This is a genomic window from Mesorhizobium sp. B2-4-14 (assembly GCF_006442155.1).
Taxonomy (GTDB): domain Bacteria; phylum Pseudomonadota; class Alphaproteobacteria; order Rhizobiales; family Rhizobiaceae; genus Mesorhizobium.
The window spans coordinates 1-17,923 of the sequence record NZ_VFVA01000035.1 but is presented as its reverse complement, the minus strand read 5'-3'; the positions used below and the strand labels follow the sequence as shown (position 1 = coordinate 17,923).

Sequence of the window (17,923 nt, the reverse complement as noted above, 5' to 3'; positions counted from 1 at the left end):
TTTAATAAAATGTTTCACTGCCTGATTCCGCGTGATCGAGCGACGCGATAGTCAGTCTTGGCGACGTTTTTCCTGGCATCAGCGGCTTGACGGCAACACTGGTCAAGGCGATAAAGCCGCCCATGAAAACGTCTTTCGCCATTTGTGGCATTTGCATTATTGGCTAGCCTCGCGCTGGTCCGGACGTTTTCGCCTCATCTTTCCCTAGATTGGACAAACGCCCCGGCCAGCAGGCTGGAGCCTGATTTGCGCCTTGGCGCGGGGCTGGCTCCATCCAGACAAGAAGTTCTGAACCGGGAAGGCATGGAATGTCGGACGCATTTAAGGGCCTGCGCCTCCACAACACGCTGACGCGCACGAAGACGGACTTCGTTCCGATCGATGCGCTGAACGTGCGCATGTATGTTTGCGGCCCGACCGTCTACGATTTCGCCCATATCGGTAATGCCAGGCCAGTCATCGTCTTCGACGTGCTGTTCCGTCTGCTGCGCCATGTCTACGGGCAGGCGCATGTCACCTATGTGCGCAACATCACCGACGTCGACGACAAGATCAACGCGCGTGCGCTGCGCGATTTTGGCGGCGAGATTGCAGCCGGAAAATTGTCGCTCAACGAAGCCATCCGGCGCGTGACCGAAAAAACCGCCGACCAGTTCCACAGGGATGTCGCCACGCTCGGCTGCCTGGAGCCGACGGTCGAACCGCGCGCCACCGAATTCGTCGAGCCCCGCGCCGACGGCAAGGCAGACATGATCACCCTGATTCAAAGCCTGATCAAACGCGGCCATGCCTATGTTGCGGCAGGCGAAGTGCTGTTCGACACGGCGTCGATGCCGGACTATGGGCAATTGTCGAAGCGCAATCTCGACGAGCAGCAGGCCGGCGCCCGCATCGCCGTCGACGCGCACAAGAAGAACCCCGGCGATTTCGTGCTTTGGAAACTGTCGAGCCAGGAAGAGCCGGGCTGGGAAAGCCCGTGGGGCAGGGGGCGACCGGGCTGGCACATCGAATGCTCGGCAATGTCGGCCGCCTATCTCGGCGAGGTGTTCGACATCCATGGTGGTGGCCTCGATCTGATCTTCCCCCATCATGAGAACGAGATCGCCCAGTCGCGCTGCGCCCACGGCACCGATGTCATGGCCAACATCTGGATGCACAATGGCTTCCTGCAGGTGGAAGGGCAGAAGATGTCGAAGAGCCTCGGCAATTTCTACTCGATTCATGAATTGCTTGAGACCGAGACCTTTGGCGGCCGCTCATGGCCGGGCGAGGTTCTGCGGCTGGCGATGCTGATGACGCATTACCGCGAGCCGATCGATTTCTCCGTGCGCAAGCTGGAGGAGGCGGAGAATACTTTGCGTAAATGGAAACGTGCGGCAGACCTGGCCCCGGCGGCCGGCGATTTGCCGACAAAGGTCGTGGAAGCACTCTCCGATGATCTGGCCACCTATGCCGCCTTCCAGCATTTGACCCTGCTTGCGAACGAGGCCACCGAATTCGACGGCCCCGGTGAGAACGCCGCCGCCGCTTCGCTGAAGGCGGCCCTTCTCTTCCTCGGCTTCGACGTCGGCGCAGCCAAGGTCGACCAGGCTGCGGTCAACAAGGCGATCGCGAGGCGCCTGGAATTGATCGCCGCCAAGAACTGGGCCGAAGCCGACAGCATCCGCGACGACCTTTTGGCGCAAGGTGTACAGTTGAAGGACGGCAAGGATCCGGCCACGGGCGAACGCATTACCACTTGGGAGGTGAAGCGGTGAGGGTGCCACCAAGCACCCCCCTCTGCCCTACCGGGCATCTCCCCCTCAAGGGGGGAGATTGGCCGACACTTTCGCTTTCGCCAGTCGCTAACATCAAAGATTGGGCGCCGTCGGCGAGACTGCCGATCTCCCCCCTTGAGGGGGAGATGTCCGGCAGGACAGAGGGGGGCGAACTGCGATGACGCATTATCCAGTGCCCGCCAAAAATCGTGGAAACGCGCGCAAGATGCGCAAAGCCATGACCGATGCCGAGCTGAAACTTTGGAATGAGATTAGAGCCCATAGGCTAATGGGATTGGCCTTCAAACGTCAGATGCCGATTGCTGGCTACATCGTCGATTTTGCCTGTCCAAATAAAAAGCTGATCATAGAACTGGATGGTTCTCAGCATGCACGAGCGGCAGCCTCGACATCGGATGCCACAAGAACAGCCAAGCTTGGAGCACTAGGCTGGACCATCCTGCGTTTCTGGAACGATGACGTTATCCGCGATATCGACAATGTCTGCCAGCATATCATGATCGAAACCGGCCTGGGCAACGCCGAAGCGCCGGCACCAGCAAGGGAGGAGGCATTTCCATGATAGATCATCTCGGCATCACCGTTGCCGATTTCGACGCTTCGAAGGCTTTCTACGACAAGGCAATGGCGCCGCTTGGCGCCTCTCTGCTCTATATGGTGCCGTTGGAATACACGGGTGGCGCCAAGGTCGGCGGCTATGGCCGCGACCGGCCGGTGTTCTGGCTGAGTGCCGGAACGGAAAAGCCAAAGTCCACCCAGCACGTCGCCTTCACCGCGCGCAACCGTGCCGAAGTCGACGCCTTCCATGCCGCGGCGGTTGCCGCCGGCGGCAAGGACAATGGCGCGCCGGGCCTGCGTTCGCACTATCATCCCAATTACTATGGCGCCTTCGTCTTCGATCCTGACGGCAACAATGTCGAGGCGGTCTGCCATGATCCGGAGTGAGATGCGATGAGCCTCGACAACCGGCCGGTCTATACGGGCGGCTGCCAGTGCGGTGCGGTGCGCTTCCGCGTCGAGGGCGCGCTTGGCGACGCCTCGATCTGCCACTGCCGCATGTGCCAGAAGGCGAGCGGCAATTTCTACCTGCCGCTGGTCTCGGTGCGCGGCGCCAAGGTCGACTGGACACGCGGTGAGCCCAAGCGCTTCCGCTCCTCCAACGCCGTCTGGCGCGGCTTCTGCGGCGAATGCGGCACGCCGCTGACCTTCGAGGCGCCCGACGGCATGGCGCTCGCCATCGCCGCCTTCGACGATCCGGCTGATATCGCGCCGATCATCCAATGGGGCACGGAGGCAAAGTTGCCTTATGTGGATTCTATTCCGCAATTGCCGGGCGAGGACACGATGGCTGACGTGGGGTCGGCCCCCTATCTCGCCGAGCTCGTCTCCTACCAGCATCCCGACCACGACACCGACCAATGGCCGCCGGAGGAAAGACCATGACCGAGACTGTTCGAACTGGTGGTTGCCAATGCGGGGCCGTGCGCTTCCGCATCCACGGCAGGCTCGGACGCCCGTCCATCTGCCATTGCCGCATGTGCCAGAAACAGTTCGGCAATTTCTTCGGTGCGCTGGTGACCGTGCCGGAGGACGGCGTCGAATGGACCCATGAGGAGCCGCATTATTTCCAGTCCTCGGTCAATATCGACCGAGGATTCTGCGCCCGCTGCGGCAAGCCGCTGACCTACCGCCAGCCCGGCGGGCTCGAGATTGCCATCGGCGCTTTCGACGACCGATCGGATCTGGCGCCGCAGATTCAGGTCAACTATGCGGCCCGGCTTCCCTGGGTGGAAAAAATCTTCGAGGCGCCGGTCCACGACGATCCCGACTATTACGCACGGCAGGAGCAGATTATCTCCTTCCAGCACCCCGATCACGAAACGGCCAACTGGCCGCAACAGGGCCTGAAACTATGACAATTGCCACCGGTTCTCTGCGCACCCTCTATCCCGAGATCGAGCCATTCGAGTCAGGCATGCTCGATGTCGGTGACGGCCACACCATTTATTGGGAGCGCTGCGGCACCAGGGGCGCAAAGCCGGCTGTGTTCCTGCATGGCGGCCCGGGCGGTACCATTTCGCCAAAACATCGACGGCTGTTCGATCCAAAGCTCTACGACGTCATCCTGTTCGACCAGCGCGGCTGCGGAAAATCGACGCCGAACGCCTCGCTTGAAGCCAACACCACCTGGCATCTCGTCGCCGACATAGAACGTCTGCGCGAAATGGCCGGCTTCGACAGATGGTTGGTGTTCGGTGGCTCGTGGGGCTCGACGCTGGCGCTCGCCTATGCCGAGACCCACCCCGATCGCGTCAGCGAGCTGGTGGTGCGCGGCATCTACACGCTGACCCGGGCAGAACTCGAATGGTACTATCAGTTCGGCGTCTCCGAGATGTTTCCCGACAAATGGGAGCGTTTCCTGGCGCCGATCCCCGAGGCCGAGCGCGGCGACATGATGGCGGCCTACCGCGAAAGGCTGGTCGGTACGGACCGCAAGGCGCGGATAGAAGCGGCTCGCGCCTGGAGCCTGTGGGAAGGCGAGACGATCACGCTGCTGCCGGAGCCCGAAACCAGCGGTCCGTTTGGGCAGGACGACTATGCCGTCGCCTTCGCCCGCATCGAGAATCACTATTTCGTCCATGCCGGCTGGCTGGAAGAGGGGCAGCTCCTGCGCGACGCGTACAAGCTCAAGGACATCCCAGGCACCATCGTCCATGGCCGCTACGACATGCCGTGCCCGGCGCGCTACGCCTGGGCGCTGCACAAGGCCTGGCCCAAGGCGGATTTCCACCTCGTCGAGGGCGCCGGCCACGCCTATTCGGAGCCGGGGATACTCGACCAGTTGATCCGGGCTACGGATCGGTTTGCGGGGAAATAACCGTGCAGGTTCATGTCCTATGGCGCCCCCCTCTGTCCTGCCGGACATCTCCCCCACAAGGGGGGAGATCAGCAGCTTCGGCCCTGCCGCTTCTCCTGCAACGCTGGAGATTGGCGAAAGTCGAAGTGCAGTCTGATCTCCCCCCTTGTGGGGGAGATGTCCGGCAGGACAGAGGGGGTCGCGAAGGATCGCGACCTTTCGAGCTACTGCCATGAAAAAGCAAAGATTGTTCCTCTTCGACACCACACTGCGCGATGGCCAGCAGACGCCGGGCATCGACTTCTCGGTCGAGGACAAGATCGCGATCGCAAAACTGCTTGACGAATTCGGCATGGACTATGTCGAGGGCGGTTATCCCGGCGCCAATCCGACCGACACTGCATTCTTTCAGCAGAAGCGCACGGCGACGGCCAAATTCGTCGCCTTCGGCATGACCAAGCGGGCAGGGGTGTCGGCGTCCAACGACCCGGGCCTTGCCGCACTTGTCCAGTCGAAATCGGACGCCATCTGCTTCGTTGCCAAGAGTTGGGATTATCACGTTCGCGTCGCGCTTGGCTGTACGAACGAGGAGAATCTCGACGCCATCAAGGCTTCGGTCGAGGCCGCTGTCGCTTCGGGCAAGGAAGCGATGGTCGACTGCGAGCATTTCTTCGACGGCTTCAAGGCCAATCCGGACTATGCGCTGGCTTGCGCAAGGACGGCGTATGACGCCGGCGCACGCTGGGTGGTATTGTGCGACACCAATGGCGGCACGCAGCCCTCGGAAGTGCGGGCCATCGTCGACAAGGTCATCGCGGCAGGCATACCGGGCGGCCATCTCGGCATCCATGCCCATGACGACACCGGCCAGGCCGTGGCGAATTCGCTCGCCGCGGTCGAAGCGGGCGTGCGCCAGATCCAGGGCACGCTGAACGGCATCGGCGAGCGCTGCGGCAATGCCAATCTGATCTCCATCGTGCCAACGCTCGCGCTCAAGCCGGCTTTCGCCGACCGCTTCGAGACCGGCATTTCGGCCGAGGCTCTGAGTGGCATTTCGAGGCTTTCCCGCGCCTTCGACGAATTGCTTAACCGCGCGCCGGAAGCGCAGGCGCCCTATGTCGGCGCCTCGGCCTTCGCCACCAAGGCCGGCATCCATGCTTCCGCGCTGGCCAAGGAGCCGGCGACCTATGAGCATGTAGAGCCGCAAGCCGTCGGCAACCGGCGCCGCGTCATGGTCTCGGACCAGGGCGGTAAGGCCAATTTCCTCGCTGAATTGAAGCGGCGCGGCATCGATGTGCCGAAGGACGACCACCGGCTCGACGCGCTGATCGCGGTCGTCAAGGAGCGCGAGGCCGAAGGCTATGCCTATGAAGGCGCCGACGCCTCATTCGAGCTCCTGGCGCGCAAGATGCTGCACGGCCTGCCCGAATTCTTCAACGTCACCTCGTTTCGCTGCATGGTCGAGCGTCGCTTCGACGCCAATGGCCAGTTGAAGACGGTGTCCGAGGCGATCGTGAAAGTGCTGGTCGACGGCGAGGAGAAAATGTCGGTGGCCGAGGGACATGGCCCGGTCAACGCGCTCGACATCGCGCTGCGCAAGGATCTCGGCAAGTACCAGAACGAGATCGTCGATCTCGAGCTTGCCGACTTCAAGGTGCGTATCCTCAATGGCGGCACCGAGGCCATCACCCGCGTGCTCGTCGAATCGCATGATTCCTCCGGCGCCCGCTGGTGGACGGTCGGTGTGTCGGAAAATATCATCGATGCGTCCTTCCAGGCGCTGATGGATTCGATCGTCTACAAGCTGATGAAGAATCGCGAGATGGCGGGACTTGTTGCGGCCGAGTAAGTTTGAACCATCAGCGAAAGTCCATTGATCCATCAGAACTTTGCGATGGTCTTGCCAGGGTTACTGGGCCATAGCGTTGGCCCATGGCGACTGAAACGATTGCTCTGGACGCAGATTCAAAAGCCCGCCGCGGCTTCCTGCTGGCGCTGGGTGCCTATCTGCTCTGGGGATTGCTGCCTTTCTACATGAAGGCGGTGGCGCATCTGCCGCTTGCCGAGGTGATCGCGCATCGCGTCGTCTGGTCCGTGCCGATCGCTGCGGCGGTTCTGGTCTGGGCCGGCCGCACGGCGGACTTCAAGGTGGCAATTCGTTCGCCCCGCACCATCGCCATGGCGGCGCTGACGGCGGCGCTGATCTCGGTCAACTGGGGCATCTATGTCTGGGCGATCGCCGTCGACCGTACCGTCGAAACGGCGCTTGGCTACTACATCAATCCGCTGGTCAGCGTCGTCGTCGGCGCGCTGCTGCTGGGCGAGCGGCTCGACCGTTTACAGATCGCGGCTGTGGTGCTTGCGGCGGTTGCGGTCGCGGTGCTGACAATCGAAGGCGGCAAGTTGCCCTGGGTGTCGCTGGCATTGGCGTTTTCCTTCGCCGCCTACGGCTTCTTCCGCAAGACGCTGCCGATCGGGCCAAGCCAGGGCTTTCTGCTCGAAGTGCTTCTGCTGTCCGTGCCGGCTCTCGGCTATATCGTCTACTTGATTGCGACCGGACAGGATCACATCATATCCAGCACTGGCACCGATACGGCGTTGCTGATCGGCTGCGGCCCGATCACATCGGTGCCGCTGCTTTTGTTTGCGTTCGGCGCCAAGCTTTTGCGGCTCTCCACCATCGGCATCATGCAGTATATCGCGCCGACCATGGTGTTCCTGATCGCCGTGCTGGTCTTCAACGAGCCGTTCGGCACCACGCAGGCCGTCGCCTTTGTCCTGATCTGGACGGCACTCGCGATCTATTCCTGGTCGATGTTGACCAGCGCGCGTAGGGCGGCTCGATAGAAAGTTTCAATGCGGAGGACCTTCGCGCTTCGGCGCCAGAAGTTGCCAAGCTGCCGCTACAGTCCCCGGCCAAGGCGCCTGACAAAAAGATAGGTGGCCGCCGCGATGGCCACCGACACTGCCGTCACAATCCAGAAGCCCATTGGCGTATCGACCAGCGGCAGCCCGCCGACATTCATGCCGAAGAGGCCCGAGATTATGGTCATCGGCAGCAGCACCGCCGTCAGCACTGAAAGAACGTAGAGCAGCTGGTTCGACTGCATCGTCAGTTTCGCCATCAGTTCGTCCTGCAGCAGCCTCGTGCGCGCCTGCAGCTGCTCGCCGTCGTGGAAGAGGGTCTGCGCCCGGTGCGAGAGCCTTGCGGCCATGTCGTTTATGGGGTCGGGCAGCTCGTCGCGATGCGCATGGTCGAGATGCCTGAACAGATTGGTGAGCGTCGCCATCTGCCGGTGGATGACCACGAGTTGCCGGCGCGCCTCGACCAGCGCTTGCCGCTCATTGTGCCATGCATCGCGCACGACGCGGTCCTCGATGCCGTCCAGCGTATCGCCGAGCTTGCCGAGTTCGCTCGCCATGCCGTCGAGCGACTGGCCCATGACGGCCTCGATCAGGTCCGACGGCGAGCGGAATTTGCGTGATCCATTTTCCACCGCCTTGCGAACCGCGTCGACCGACTCCAGCGGCTGCTTGCGGGCGCCTATCAACATCGTGTCGTTGAAGGCGAAGCGGAAATGGACGAGCCCGCGCGCTTCCGAAAAGTCGTGCTTGAGGTCCGGCAAATCGCCATAGAGCCAGCCATCCTCATAGTCGATGTGACAGCCGTGGCTTGGCGCCAGGAAAGCATCGCGCGCCGGGGCCGGCAGAGCCTTCTCCGCGCCGATCTCCTGGCGTGCATGCAGATCGGTGATCTGGTAGCTGCGCCAAGTCCAGTGCGCGGCGTCAGCATCCTTGCTCCGCACGCCTTCCGCGGTGAAATGATAGATGAAGAACAGCCCGTGCTCGTCGGGCAGGTAGGGCGACAGGTCGGCGCCTTCCGGGGCGAGGGCGGTATCCATGGGCATAGCGCCAGATGCAAGTTTCGGACGTGGCGCCGCGTGGCGGCTACCTCACCGCGATTTCTAGCACGCGCGGACCCGTTTCCGTGTGACGGTTTCTTGACAGTCGATCACAGTGTGTCGACGCGCAGCAATGCGGTGGCAGTAGGGCAGTAGGGCAGTAGGGCAGTAGGGCAGTAGGGCAGTAGGGCAGTAGGGCAGTAGGGCAGTAGGGACTGTCTTTCCCTACTGCCTTACTGCCAATTCCCAATTCCCTAACCTCACATTTTGTCGATCACCGACTGTACGCCCTCGGTTGGTGCGTCGACGGAGGAGCCGGCCACCATGATGGCGGCGACGATGGCCTCGGGGTCGTTGACGACCAGCGGCTTGACCCGTTGCGCGGTGTGGATGAAACCCTCTGCGGTCATGTGATCAAGCAGTGTCAGCATCGGATCCCAGAATCCGCCGACATTGCCGAACACGATCGGTTTGCGGTGATGGCCGAGTTGCGCCCAGGTCATGATCTCGACGATCTCCTCGACCGTGCCGATGCCGCCTGGCAACGCCACAAAGGCGTCGGATTTCTCGAACATTCTATGTTTGCGCTCGTGCATGTTGTCGGTGATCAACAGTTCGTCGAGCCGGTCGAGCGCGGTTTCGGTTGCTTCCCTGTTGATCAGGAAGCGGGGAATGATGCCCGTCACCTTGCCGCCGGCCTTGAGCGCGCCTTCGGCGACGGCGCCCATGATACCCTTGGTGCCGCCGCCATAGATCAGCCTGAGGCCGGAGCGCGCGAGCGAGCGCCCGAGCAGGTGGCCGGCCTTGGCGTAAGTTTCATCGCGGCCCGGAGACGAGCCGCAATAGACGCAGACGGATCGAATCGTGTTCATACCGATGATTGGTGATTGGGTCTGAAAGCGCGGTCAAGCCCCAAGGACCAACAAGGGCGGGCTTTTTCTTGTCGGTCGTGGCAAAACACGCTAGACCGGCATTAGGTGGCTAAGGGGTAGCGAAATACATGGCAATCAATCCATTAAAGGCGTTCTTGTTCGCGGCGGGTGGGACCGTCGCGGCCGTGGGAACAGCCTATGTGTCGGGCGCACTCGACCCTTATCTTCATCGTAAACCGCCGGAAGTCGCGGCATTGACACCGCCAGCGGCACCGAAACCTACGGACGCGGGCACGGAAGCGCGCCTGCCGGCGCAGGCAACGACCGCTCCGGCCGCCCCCACAACCGGTGCGGCAGCGCCCGCAACGGCCGGTCCGGTCACGCCGACTTTCGATGTCGTGCGTGTCGAGGCCAATGGCTCGATCGTCGTCGCCGGCAATGCGGCGCCCAGCTCGAAGGTCGAGATCCTCAACGGCGCGCCGGTGCTCGGTTCGGCGGTGGCGGGTCCCGATGGCGCTTTTGTCATCGTGCTCGACGATCCGTTGAAGCCCGGCGACTATACAATTGCACTGCGTTCGACGACCGGCAGTATCGTGACGACCTCGGCGCAAACCGCTGTCGTCTCGGTTCCCGCAACTGCCTCCGGCCAGGTTCTGGCCATGGTCGAGGAGCCGGGCAAGCCGGCCGAACTGCTCACAGTTCCCGCGCCCGAAAAGAAACCGGAAGCACAGACTGCCGGCAACCAGGCTGTCGCAGGAGCGGCCGCCCCAGCCACCGAATCGCCGGCTGCAACCGCGCCGGCACCGGCAGCTCAGGCCGCCGTATCCGTGGGTGAACCCAAGATCGTCGTCGAGGCGGTCGAGATCGACGGCAACAAGATCTTTGTCGCCGGCCTTGCCGATCCGGGCCGCAAGGTCCGCGCCTATGCCAACGACATCCTGCTCGGTGACGCACAGACATCGCCCGACGGGCATTTCCTTGTCGAAGCGACACGGGACGTTCCGGTCGGCAGCTATACCATCCATGTCGACGGCCTCGATGCCGACGGGGTGAAGGTCGTGGCCCGTGCCGCCGTGCCGTTCGAGCGAGAGCCGGGCGAGGCGGTCGCCGCCGTGGCCCCGGATACCAAGCCCGCGGAGGCAAAACCGGCCGAAGCAAAGCCGGCCGCACCTGCCACTGAAGCTCCGGCCGTTGTCGCGGCCGCAACGCCGCCAAGCGACGTGCCCGAAACCGTGGCGCCCAAACTCGAACATGCCGGCGGCGCCGTCATTATTCGCCGCCATGACACATTGTGGCGGATTTCGCGGCGCGTCTACGGCTATGGCATGCGCTACTCCACCATCTACCTCGCCAACCAGGATCAGATCAGGAATCCTGACCGCATCTGGCCCGGTCAGGTGTTCAAGGTCCCGGGAAAGTCCAAGGAAGGCGAAGCCGCCGACCTCAAGGCGATAGGTGAGCAGGCGACGACGGCGCCGGCGAAGACGCAGTAGGAAAAAGGTCGGCAATTCAGGCGATCTACCCATCGGTCTAGCTTGCCCTGTCATCGTTCATCGTCTATCGCCGATGAACGATGACAGAATCCGTCCTTGAACCAGACCGCGCAGGCGCTCTGCCCAACTGCATCCCCGATAGCAGGGCTGTCGCGGCGCGGTTCGCTGCACTGTCGCATCCGGCGCGTATCGAGATACTGAAGCACCTCTCGGCCAGCAATTCCTGCTGCTGCCGCGAGGTCGTTGACCGTTTCGATCTGGCGCAGTCGACCGTGTCCCAGCATCTCAAGATACTGGTCGAGGCCGGCCTGGTCCGGTTCGAGCCGGATCGTCAGCGCTCCCGCTACAAGGTCGACCAAGCAGCGCTTGCCGATGTTTCGGCATCGCTGAGCGCACTCGTCAATTCCTGCTGCTCCGGCCGCTGATCCTCTCACCCAAGGGCAAGAAAAGTGGCCGAAAAAACCGTCTCCGCCGACACCTCAACTCTCACGACGCTACGTAACCTCTGGCCCTATATGTGGCCGGCCGACCGTGCCGATCTCAGGGCACGGGTGACTTGGGCGACGCTGCTGCTTGTCGTTGCCAAGGTGACATTGGTCGCCGGCCCCTATTTCTTCAAATGGGCAACCGATGCGCTGGCGGGCGGCTTCAAAACGCCACCGCCGCTGCCGTCGTTCCTGCTCGCCCCGGTGATGCTGGTCATCGCCTACAACGTGCTGAGGCTGGTTCAACTCGGCTTCAACCAGTTGCGCGATGCGCTGTTTGCCCGGGTCGGCCAGCATGCGGTGCGTCAGCTTGCCTTTCGTACCTTCGTCCACATGCATCAGCTGTCGCTTCGCTTCCACTTGGAGCGCCGCACTGGCGGTCTGTCGCGCATCATCGAGCGCGGCACCAAGGGCATCGAAACAATCGTGCGTTTCATCATGCTCAACACCGCCCCGACCATCCTCGAATTCGCGCTGACCGCCGGCATATTCGGTTTCACCTATGGCTGGAAATATGTGGCCGTGGTGGCGGTGACCGTCTGGGTCTATGTCTGGTTCACGGTGAAGGCGAGCGACTGGCGCATCTCGATCCGCCGCGACATGAACGACAGCGACACCGACGCCAATACCAAGGCGATCGACTCGCTGCTCAATTTCGAGACGGTGAAGTACTTCACCAACGAGCGAATGGAGGCCGAGCGCTTCGATCGCTCCATGGCGCGCTATGAGATCGCCGCCACCAAGACCTGGACCTCGCTCGGCTGGCTGAACTTCGGCCAGGGCTTCATCTTCGGCCTCGGCACGGTGGTCGTCATGTGCATGTCGGCGCTGGAGGTGCAGGCCCACACCCAGACCGTGGGTGATTTCGTGTTCATCAACGCCATGCTGGTGCAGCTTTCGGTGCCGCTCAATTTCATCGGCTTCATCTACCGCGAGATCCGCCAGGGCCTTACCGATATCGAGCACATGTTCGACCTGCTCGACGTGCCGCAGGAGATTGTCGACAAGCCCGATGCCAAGCCGCTGGCCGTCGGTGCCGGCAAGGTCGAGTTCCGCGACGTGCATTTCTCCTATGATCCAAACCGCAAGATCCTGAAGGGCGTCAGCTTCGAAGTTCCGGCGGGCAAGACAGTCGCCATTGTCGGACCGTCTGGCGCCGGCAAATCGACCATCTCGCGGCTGCTGTTCCGATTCTATGACGTGCAGGGTGGCCAGGTGCTTATCGACGGCCAGGACATCCGGGATGTGACGCAGGACAGCCTGCGCGCGGTGCTCGGCATGGTGCCGCAGGACACAGTGCTGTTTAACGACACCATCGCCTACAACATCCGCTATGGCCGCGTTGGTGCAAGCGAGGAGGAAGTGCGCAAGGCCGCCGAACTCGCCCAGATCGGGCCGTTTATCGAGAAGCTGCCGGACGGCTACAAGTCGATGGTCGGCGAGCGCGGGCTGAAGCTCTCCGGCGGCGAGAAGCAGCGCGTCGCGATTGCCCGCACCATCCTGAAGGCGCCGCCGATCCTGATGCTCGACGAAGCGACCTCGGCACTTGACAGCCACACCGAGCAGGAGATCCAGGCCGCGCTCGACCTCGTCAGCAAGGGGCGCACCACCATCGTGATCGCCCACCGGCTGTCGACGGTGATTTCCGCCGACGAGATCATCGTGCTGAAGGACGGCCAGATCGCCGAGCGCGGCACCCATGTCGAGCTGATGCGAAAGCACGGCCTCTACGCCTCCATGTGGGACCGCCAGCGCGAGGCGACCGAAGCTGAAGAGCGGCTGCGCCGCGCCCGCGAAGGCGACGAGTTCGGCGTCATCGTTCGCCGGCGGACATCGGAGGTAAATTGATCTTTTGCGCTTGACCTCAACTTAGGTTGAGATTGTACGCCGTTCCTGGAGCCCGCAAACACCACGGTTCAAGAACGGAAGAATTGAAATGAACGACATAAATCAGAATGTAAACGGCGGCAGCGTGTTCAGGGTCGACAAGTTCGTCGTCCCCGCCGCCGCCCGCGAGGAGATACTCGTCAAGGTCAGGACAACCCACGAATTGCTGCGCCAGCAGCAGGGTTTCGTGCAGGATTTCGTGCTCGAGCAATTTTCGGGGCCGGGCGAATTCAACCTGGTGACGATCGTCGAATGGGAAAGCCAGGCGGCCGTCGACAATGTCGTGCCGATTGTCAAGGCCGCGCATGAGCGCATCGCCTTCAATCCGCAGGAGACGATCGCCCGGCTCGGAGTGCGAGCCGACATCGCCAATTATCAGCGCGTGCCGCAGGTGTAAGAGGCCGTCCAACACAGTCGGCGCCCGGTGGCTGTGTAGCGCGGGCGTCCCCATCCAATGATAGATGAGCCAAAGGGCTTTTGTCTCCGACGACTGCTGGTATTGTCTCGACGTTGCGGCGGGCTAAGTCATCTGGTTCGCGCCCGGCATATTCGTCACCACATCCGGCCCGTCCCATCCTCCCGCCATTGTTGCGTTGCGGGCAGGGGGGCTTTCCGCTATTGAGGCCGGACCTGAAACAGGGACCGCCCCCACCCCATGAGCCTTGTCGACACGGTCAAGAACGCGTTCGTACCGATCCATCGCGAAGGCTATCCCTTCATCGCGGCCTTCGGCGCGGCGACCCTTTTCCTCGGCTATTTCTCGTCGATCCTGTTTTGGATCGGCCTGATCCTGACCGCCTGGTGTGTCTACTTCTTCCGTGATCCCGAGCGCGTCACACCGGTTGACGATCGCCTGGTGGTGAGCCCCGCCGATGGCATCATCTCCACGGTCGGCCCGGCCGTGCCGCCACGCGAGCTTGGCCTCGCCAATGTCGAGATGACCCGCATCTCGGTCTTCATGAACGTCTTTTCCTGCCATGTGAACCGTGCCCCCGTGCGCGGCCGCATTGCCAAGATCGAACATCGGCCCGGAAAATTCCTCAACGCCGAACTGGATAAGGCCAGCACCGAGAACGAGCGCAACGGTCTCGTCATCGAGAGCCCCAACGGCACGGTGGCCGCTGTCCAGATCGCGGGCCTTGTGGCGCGGCGCATCGTCTGCTGGGCCGAGGCCGGTGGCTCGATCGCCATCGGCGAGCGTTTCGGCCTGATCCGCTTCGGCTCGCGCGTCGATGTGTTCCTGCCCTTGACCGCCACGCCGCGCGTTGCCGTTGGCCAGACGGCGGTCGGTGGCGAAACCGTGCTGGCCGAATTCGGCGGTGTCACCGGCACGCCTTTGGTCAGGATTTCGTAAGCGGTGGGCGCGCCGTTCAAGAAATTCGAGGCCCATGCCAGCGGCGGCCCGCGCATCCGCGAGATCCCGATGCGTATGGTGCTGCCCAATCTGGTCACCGTGCTTGCTATCTGCGCGGGCTTGTCCGGCATCCGTTTCGCCTTCGAAAACCGTTTTGAAACCGCGGTGGTCATGGTGCTGCTGGCCGCCTTCCTCGACGGCATCGATGGGCGACTGGCGCGCATGCTGAAGGCGACGTCCAAGTTCGGCGCGCAGATGGACTCGCTGGCCGACATCGTCAATTTCGGTGTTGCGCCGGCCCTGGTGCTTTATGCCTTCCTGCTCGACCGCGCCGGCTCGCCGGGCTGGATCGCGGCGCTTTTGTTCGCCATCGCCTGCGGGCTCAGGCTTGCCCGCTTCAATGTGCTCGACGACGAGAAGGCCGAGCGTCCTCTATGGCAGTCCGAGTATTTCGTCGGCGTGCCGGCGCCGGCGGGCGCCGTGTTGGTGATGCTGCCGCTCTATCTCTATTTCCTGCGACTCGGGCTGGAGCCCAGCCGCCCGGCCGCCTTCATCGCCACAGCGTTCACCATTCTGGTCGCCTTTCTTCTGGTCAGCCGTTTGCCCGTCTATTCCGGCAAAAGCGTCAAGATTCCCGGCGACCGCGTGCTGCCGGTGATCCTGGCAGTCGTGCTCTACATTCTCTTGCTGATGACCTATCCCTGGTACACGCTGACAGCCTCGGTCGCGGGCTATCTGATCTTCCTGCCGTTTTCCGTGCGCGCCTATTCCAAGCGTGCCAAGCTCGAGGGCGAGAAGGTGCCGCCTTCGGACATAGGTTAAGGGCTACGCCGAAGTTGTTGATCTGATTCAGGCCGCGATCCCGAGCCCCAGCCTGTCAATCGCCAGCTTTCTGGTCGAGACATAGTCGGTCTTGCCGGAACCGAGCACCGGGATTTCTTCCACCTTGATGATATCGTTCGGCACCATCAATTCGGCTGCCCCGGCCTTCTTGCCGAACTGACGCAGCTCTTCCGGATTGGCATCGTCGGCGGTGGTGACCAGCACGATGCGCTCGCCGCGCCTCTTGTCCGGCACCGCCACCGCCGCATGGCGCTCTTCCGGCCACAGCGACTGCACCAGCATTTCGACGGCGCCCAGCGACACCATCTCCCCGGCGATCTTGGCGAAGCGCTTGGCACGGCCTCGAATGGTGATGAACCCCTCACGGTCGACGGCGACGATGTCACCGGTGTCGTGCCAGCCAGTCAGCTGCTGCAACTCGCCGGGGCGGTCCGCAGTCATGTAGCCCATCATCAGATTGGGTCCGTCGAGCCACAATTGACCGGCGTCCGAAATGCCTTCGACCGGCTCCAGCTTCATGCGCATGGCCGGCAAGAGCCGCCCGACGGTACCATCCCGGCCATGGATCGCTGTGTTGACGGCAACCACCGGCGCGGCTTCGGTCAGCCCGAAGCCCTCGATGATCTCGGCCTGGAAGCGCTCGCGATAGACACGGCGGGTTTCCGGCTTGACCGCCTCGGCGCCGGCGACGACGAAGCGCAGGCTGGAGAAATCGCCGTCCTTGGCCGTGCGTGCATAGTTGGCGAGGAACGTGTCGGTGCCGAACATGATCGTCGGCTTCACCTTGCGCGCGATCTCGGGGATGATCTTGTAGTGCAGAGGCGAGGGGTAGAGGAACAGCTTTACGCCGGTGACCAGCGGCAGGATGGTGCCACCCGTCAGGCCGAAAGAATGGAACACCGGCAGCACGTTGAGTAGGATGTCCGCCGGCGAAATGGTAACGCGTGCCTCGGCCTGCATTGCATTGGCGAGCAGGTTCCTTTGCGACAGAACCACCGCCTTGGGCGTACCTTCAGAACCCGAGGTGAACAGGATTACCCCCGGCTTGGCCGCATCCTGCCGCTGTAGCGGCACGCGCCACAACAAGGCGGCGGCGAGCTTGTCGAGCGCGCTAACGCTGCCGCGCAGATCTTCCAGCCACAGCAGCCTGGCGCCGCCCTTTTCGACCGCAGCGACAATATCGGCAAGATCCGCCTTCTCGACGAAGGCGCGTGAAGAGATAACGGTACGGATGACGGCTGTGCGCACGGCAGCCGTGACGCTCGCCGGCCCGGCGGTGTAGTTGATCATCGCCGCCACCCTGCCGGCCGAGAGAAGGCCGACCAACGACAGCACGACGCCATTGGCGTTGGGCAGCATCACGCCCATCGCTTCGCCTGGCGCCGTCACCGCCTCGAAGCGCCTGCCCAGCACGCGCGCGCCGATGAACATCCGGCGATAGCTCAACGCGCCGGAGATGACATCCTCGATGATCGGATGCGAGGCGCCGACGCGGGTCGCGGCATCGCGCATGACCAGGAACAGGCCACGATCGAAGTCCGTGCCAAAAAGCCGCGCCTCGGCGATGCGGTCGAACAGCGCGTTGGTGTTCGAAGCCTGGTCGGGGTTGCGCGCCACCAGCTCGGCGATGGTCATCGGCTCCAGCGTGCTGATTGAGAGCCGTGGGAACCAGTGCCGCGGCGCCTTGCTGGCCGGCGTCAGCGACACAGGCAGGCTGCGCGTACCGGAGACAAAGATCGGCACGATGCGGGCGTCGGCCTGCATGGCGATACGGGTGACGGCACGAAACAGCCGAAACGTCTTGACGTCAGGCTCGACCGCATCCGGCAGGTAGACGGCAAGGCGTCCCTTGCCCTTCAGTACCCGCACCAGCCGCCGGCTGACGAAGACATGCTCGGCATTGAAGGCGATGGTGCGGCCAAGCTCGCGCCATGGCTCAAGCCAAGGCGAGCGCGCAGAGATCTCGTCGAGTATGTGCAGCGTGTCATCCGGCAACAGCGACAGCATCAGCGCGGGCTCGAAGCGCGATTGATGCGAGATCACATAGATGACTGGAACCTGCGCCTTGCGGGCGATCCTGATGCGGTTGTCGGCGATCCGGTAGGCGAGCTTGAACGGGACATAAAGCAGCGCCTGGCTGAAGCGCAGGCCGAGGCGGAATTTCTCTACCACGCCGATCAGCAACCAGGCCAGAACAAGGCCCGCAAGCAGCGCCAGTGTCAGGATCATACAGCTTCTCTCCCAACGATTTTTATTATAGCGGCTCTTTTGCGGCTGCGTCGAGGCAGAACCTAGACGATGTGGGAGGAAGGTCAATGTGGGAAGAAGACGTCATGCTGCCTTCAAGCGCCCGCTACCCGGGCTCCATGCCGACCAGGCTGAACTCTCCGCCACTTCTTGGCAAAGAAAAAGCCGACCTTGCGGTCGGCTGGGAGTAGGACGGGCCGAGGGG

18 protein-coding genes are annotated in these 17,923 nt (G+C 62.8%); 14 read left to right on the top strand and 4 right to left on the bottom strand.

Annotated features, from left to right (window positions below; all coding sequences use genetic code 11):
- Position 1 precedes the first annotated feature (1 nt).
- Positions 2 to 142: a hypothetical protein gene (locus tag FJ938_RS29600; RefSeq protein ID WP_181165741.1), complete on the bottom strand. Its 141-nt coding sequence runs from the start codon at positions 140 to 142 to the stop codon at positions 2 to 4.
- A 166-nt stretch (positions 143 to 308) separates the two neighbouring features.
- Between FJ938_RS29600 and cysS the strand changes: the two genes are divergently transcribed.
- The 8 genes from cysS to rarD all read left to right on the top strand — a co-directional run bounded on the left by cysS (position 309) and on the right by rarD (position 7,482).
- Positions 309 to 1,757: a cysteine--tRNA ligase gene (gene cysS, locus FJ938_RS24020; protein WP_140698121.1), complete on the top strand. Its 1,449-nt coding sequence runs from the start codon at positions 309 to 311 to the stop codon at positions 1,755 to 1,757.
- A gap of 178 nt (positions 1,758 to 1,935) precedes the next feature.
- Positions 1,936 to 2,340: a DUF559 domain-containing protein gene (locus FJ938_RS24010; RefSeq protein ID WP_140698118.1), complete on the top strand. Its 405-nt coding sequence runs from the start codon at positions 1,936 to 1,938 to the stop codon at positions 2,338 to 2,340.
- Complete coding sequence (locus FJ938_RS24005) at positions 2,337 to 2,723, top strand: VOC family protein (protein ID WP_140698115.1); 387 nt, start codon at positions 2,337 to 2,339, stop codon at positions 2,721 to 2,723. The genes FJ938_RS24010 and FJ938_RS24005 overlap by 4 nt, the downstream gene beginning before the upstream one ends.
- Positions 2,724 to 2,729: 6 nt before the next feature.
- On the top strand, positions 2,730 to 3,221 hold the full coding sequence (locus tag FJ938_RS24000; RefSeq protein WP_140698111.1) for a GFA family protein: 492 nt from the start codon (positions 2,730 to 2,732) through the stop codon (positions 3,219 to 3,221).
- Positions 3,218 to 3,694: a GFA family protein gene (locus tag FJ938_RS23995; RefSeq protein WP_140698108.1), complete on the top strand. Its 477-nt coding sequence runs from the start codon at positions 3,218 to 3,220 to the stop codon at positions 3,692 to 3,694. The genes FJ938_RS24000 and FJ938_RS23995 overlap by 4 nt, the downstream gene beginning before the upstream one ends.
- Positions 3,691 to 4,656 (top strand): prolyl aminopeptidase, encoded by a 966-nt coding sequence (pip, locus tag FJ938_RS23990; RefSeq protein ID WP_140612831.1) that lies wholly within the window; start codon positions 3,691 to 3,693, stop codon positions 4,654 to 4,656. The genes FJ938_RS23995 and pip overlap by 4 nt, the downstream gene beginning before the upstream one ends.
- Positions 4,657 to 4,867: 211 nt before the next feature.
- Positions 4,868 to 6,484: a citramalate synthase gene (gene cimA / locus FJ938_RS23980; protein ID WP_140613404.1), complete on the top strand. Its 1,617-nt coding sequence runs from the start codon at positions 4,868 to 4,870 to the stop codon at positions 6,482 to 6,484.
- An 83-nt stretch (positions 6,485 to 6,567) separates the two neighbouring features.
- Entirely contained in the window at positions 6,568 to 7,482 is a 915-nt protein-coding gene (rarD, locus tag FJ938_RS23975) for an EamA family transporter RarD (RefSeq protein ID WP_140613403.1), read from the top strand.
- Between the two features lie 56 nt (positions 7,483 to 7,538).
- On the opposite strand, the gene FJ938_RS23970 is transcribed toward rarD, so the two are convergent.
- Together FJ938_RS23970 and FJ938_RS23960 are read right to left on the bottom strand one after the other, a co-directional pair.
- On the bottom strand, positions 7,539 to 8,537 hold the full coding sequence (locus tag FJ938_RS23970) for a transporter (protein ID WP_181165787.1): 999 nt from the start codon (positions 8,535 to 8,537) through the stop codon (positions 7,539 to 7,541).
- Between the two features lie 260 nt (positions 8,538 to 8,797).
- Positions 8,798 to 9,409 (bottom strand): TIGR00730 family Rossman fold protein, encoded by a 612-nt coding sequence (locus FJ938_RS23960; RefSeq protein WP_140613400.1) that lies wholly within the window; start codon positions 9,407 to 9,409, stop codon positions 8,798 to 8,800.
- A gap of 128 nt (positions 9,410 to 9,537) precedes the next feature.
- On the opposite strand from FJ938_RS23960, the gene FJ938_RS23955 reads away from it, so the two are divergent.
- From FJ938_RS23955 to pssA, 6 genes are all read left to right on the top strand, one after another.
- Positions 9,538 to 10,902, top strand: a complete 1,365-nt coding sequence (locus FJ938_RS23955; RefSeq protein ID WP_140613399.1) for a LysM peptidoglycan-binding domain-containing protein — start codon at positions 9,538 to 9,540, stop codon at positions 10,900 to 10,902.
- 80 nt (positions 10,903 to 10,982) lie between these two features.
- On the top strand, positions 10,983 to 11,327 hold the full coding sequence (locus tag FJ938_RS23950; RefSeq protein ID WP_140613398.1) for a metalloregulator ArsR/SmtB family transcription factor: 345 nt from the start codon (positions 10,983 to 10,985) through the stop codon (positions 11,325 to 11,327).
- A gap of 24 nt (positions 11,328 to 11,351) precedes the next feature.
- Positions 11,352 to 13,235 carry an ABC transporter ATP-binding protein/permease gene (locus FJ938_RS23945; RefSeq protein WP_140613397.1) on the top strand — a complete coding sequence of 628 codons (1,884 nt, stop codon included), beginning with the start codon at positions 11,352 to 11,354 and terminating at the stop codon, positions 13,233 to 13,235.
- Between the two features lie 88 nt (positions 13,236 to 13,323).
- Positions 13,324 to 13,671 (top strand): antibiotic biosynthesis monooxygenase, encoded by a 348-nt coding sequence (locus tag FJ938_RS23940; RefSeq protein WP_140698105.1) that lies wholly within the window; start codon positions 13,324 to 13,326, stop codon positions 13,669 to 13,671.
- 258 nt (positions 13,672 to 13,929) lie between these two features.
- Complete coding sequence (locus tag FJ938_RS23935) at positions 13,930 to 14,628, top strand: phosphatidylserine decarboxylase (protein ID WP_140698101.1); 699 nt, start codon at positions 13,930 to 13,932, stop codon at positions 14,626 to 14,628.
- Between the two features lie 75 nt (positions 14,629 to 14,703).
- Positions 14,704 to 15,450 carry a CDP-diacylglycerol--serine O-phosphatidyltransferase gene (pssA, locus tag FJ938_RS23930; RefSeq protein ID WP_226890680.1) on the top strand — a complete coding sequence of 249 codons (747 nt, stop codon included), beginning with the start codon at positions 14,704 to 14,706 and terminating at the stop codon, positions 15,448 to 15,450.
- A 27-nt stretch (positions 15,451 to 15,477) separates the two neighbouring features.
- On the opposite strand, the gene FJ938_RS23925 is transcribed toward pssA, so the two are convergent.
- The gene (locus tag FJ938_RS23925; RefSeq protein WP_140698098.1) at positions 15,478 to 17,700 is read right to left on the bottom strand and encodes an AMP-binding protein; all 2,223 of its coding nucleotides are present in this window, start codon (positions 17,698 to 17,700) and stop codon (positions 15,478 to 15,480) included.
- Positions 17,701 to 17,923 lie beyond the last annotated feature (223 nt).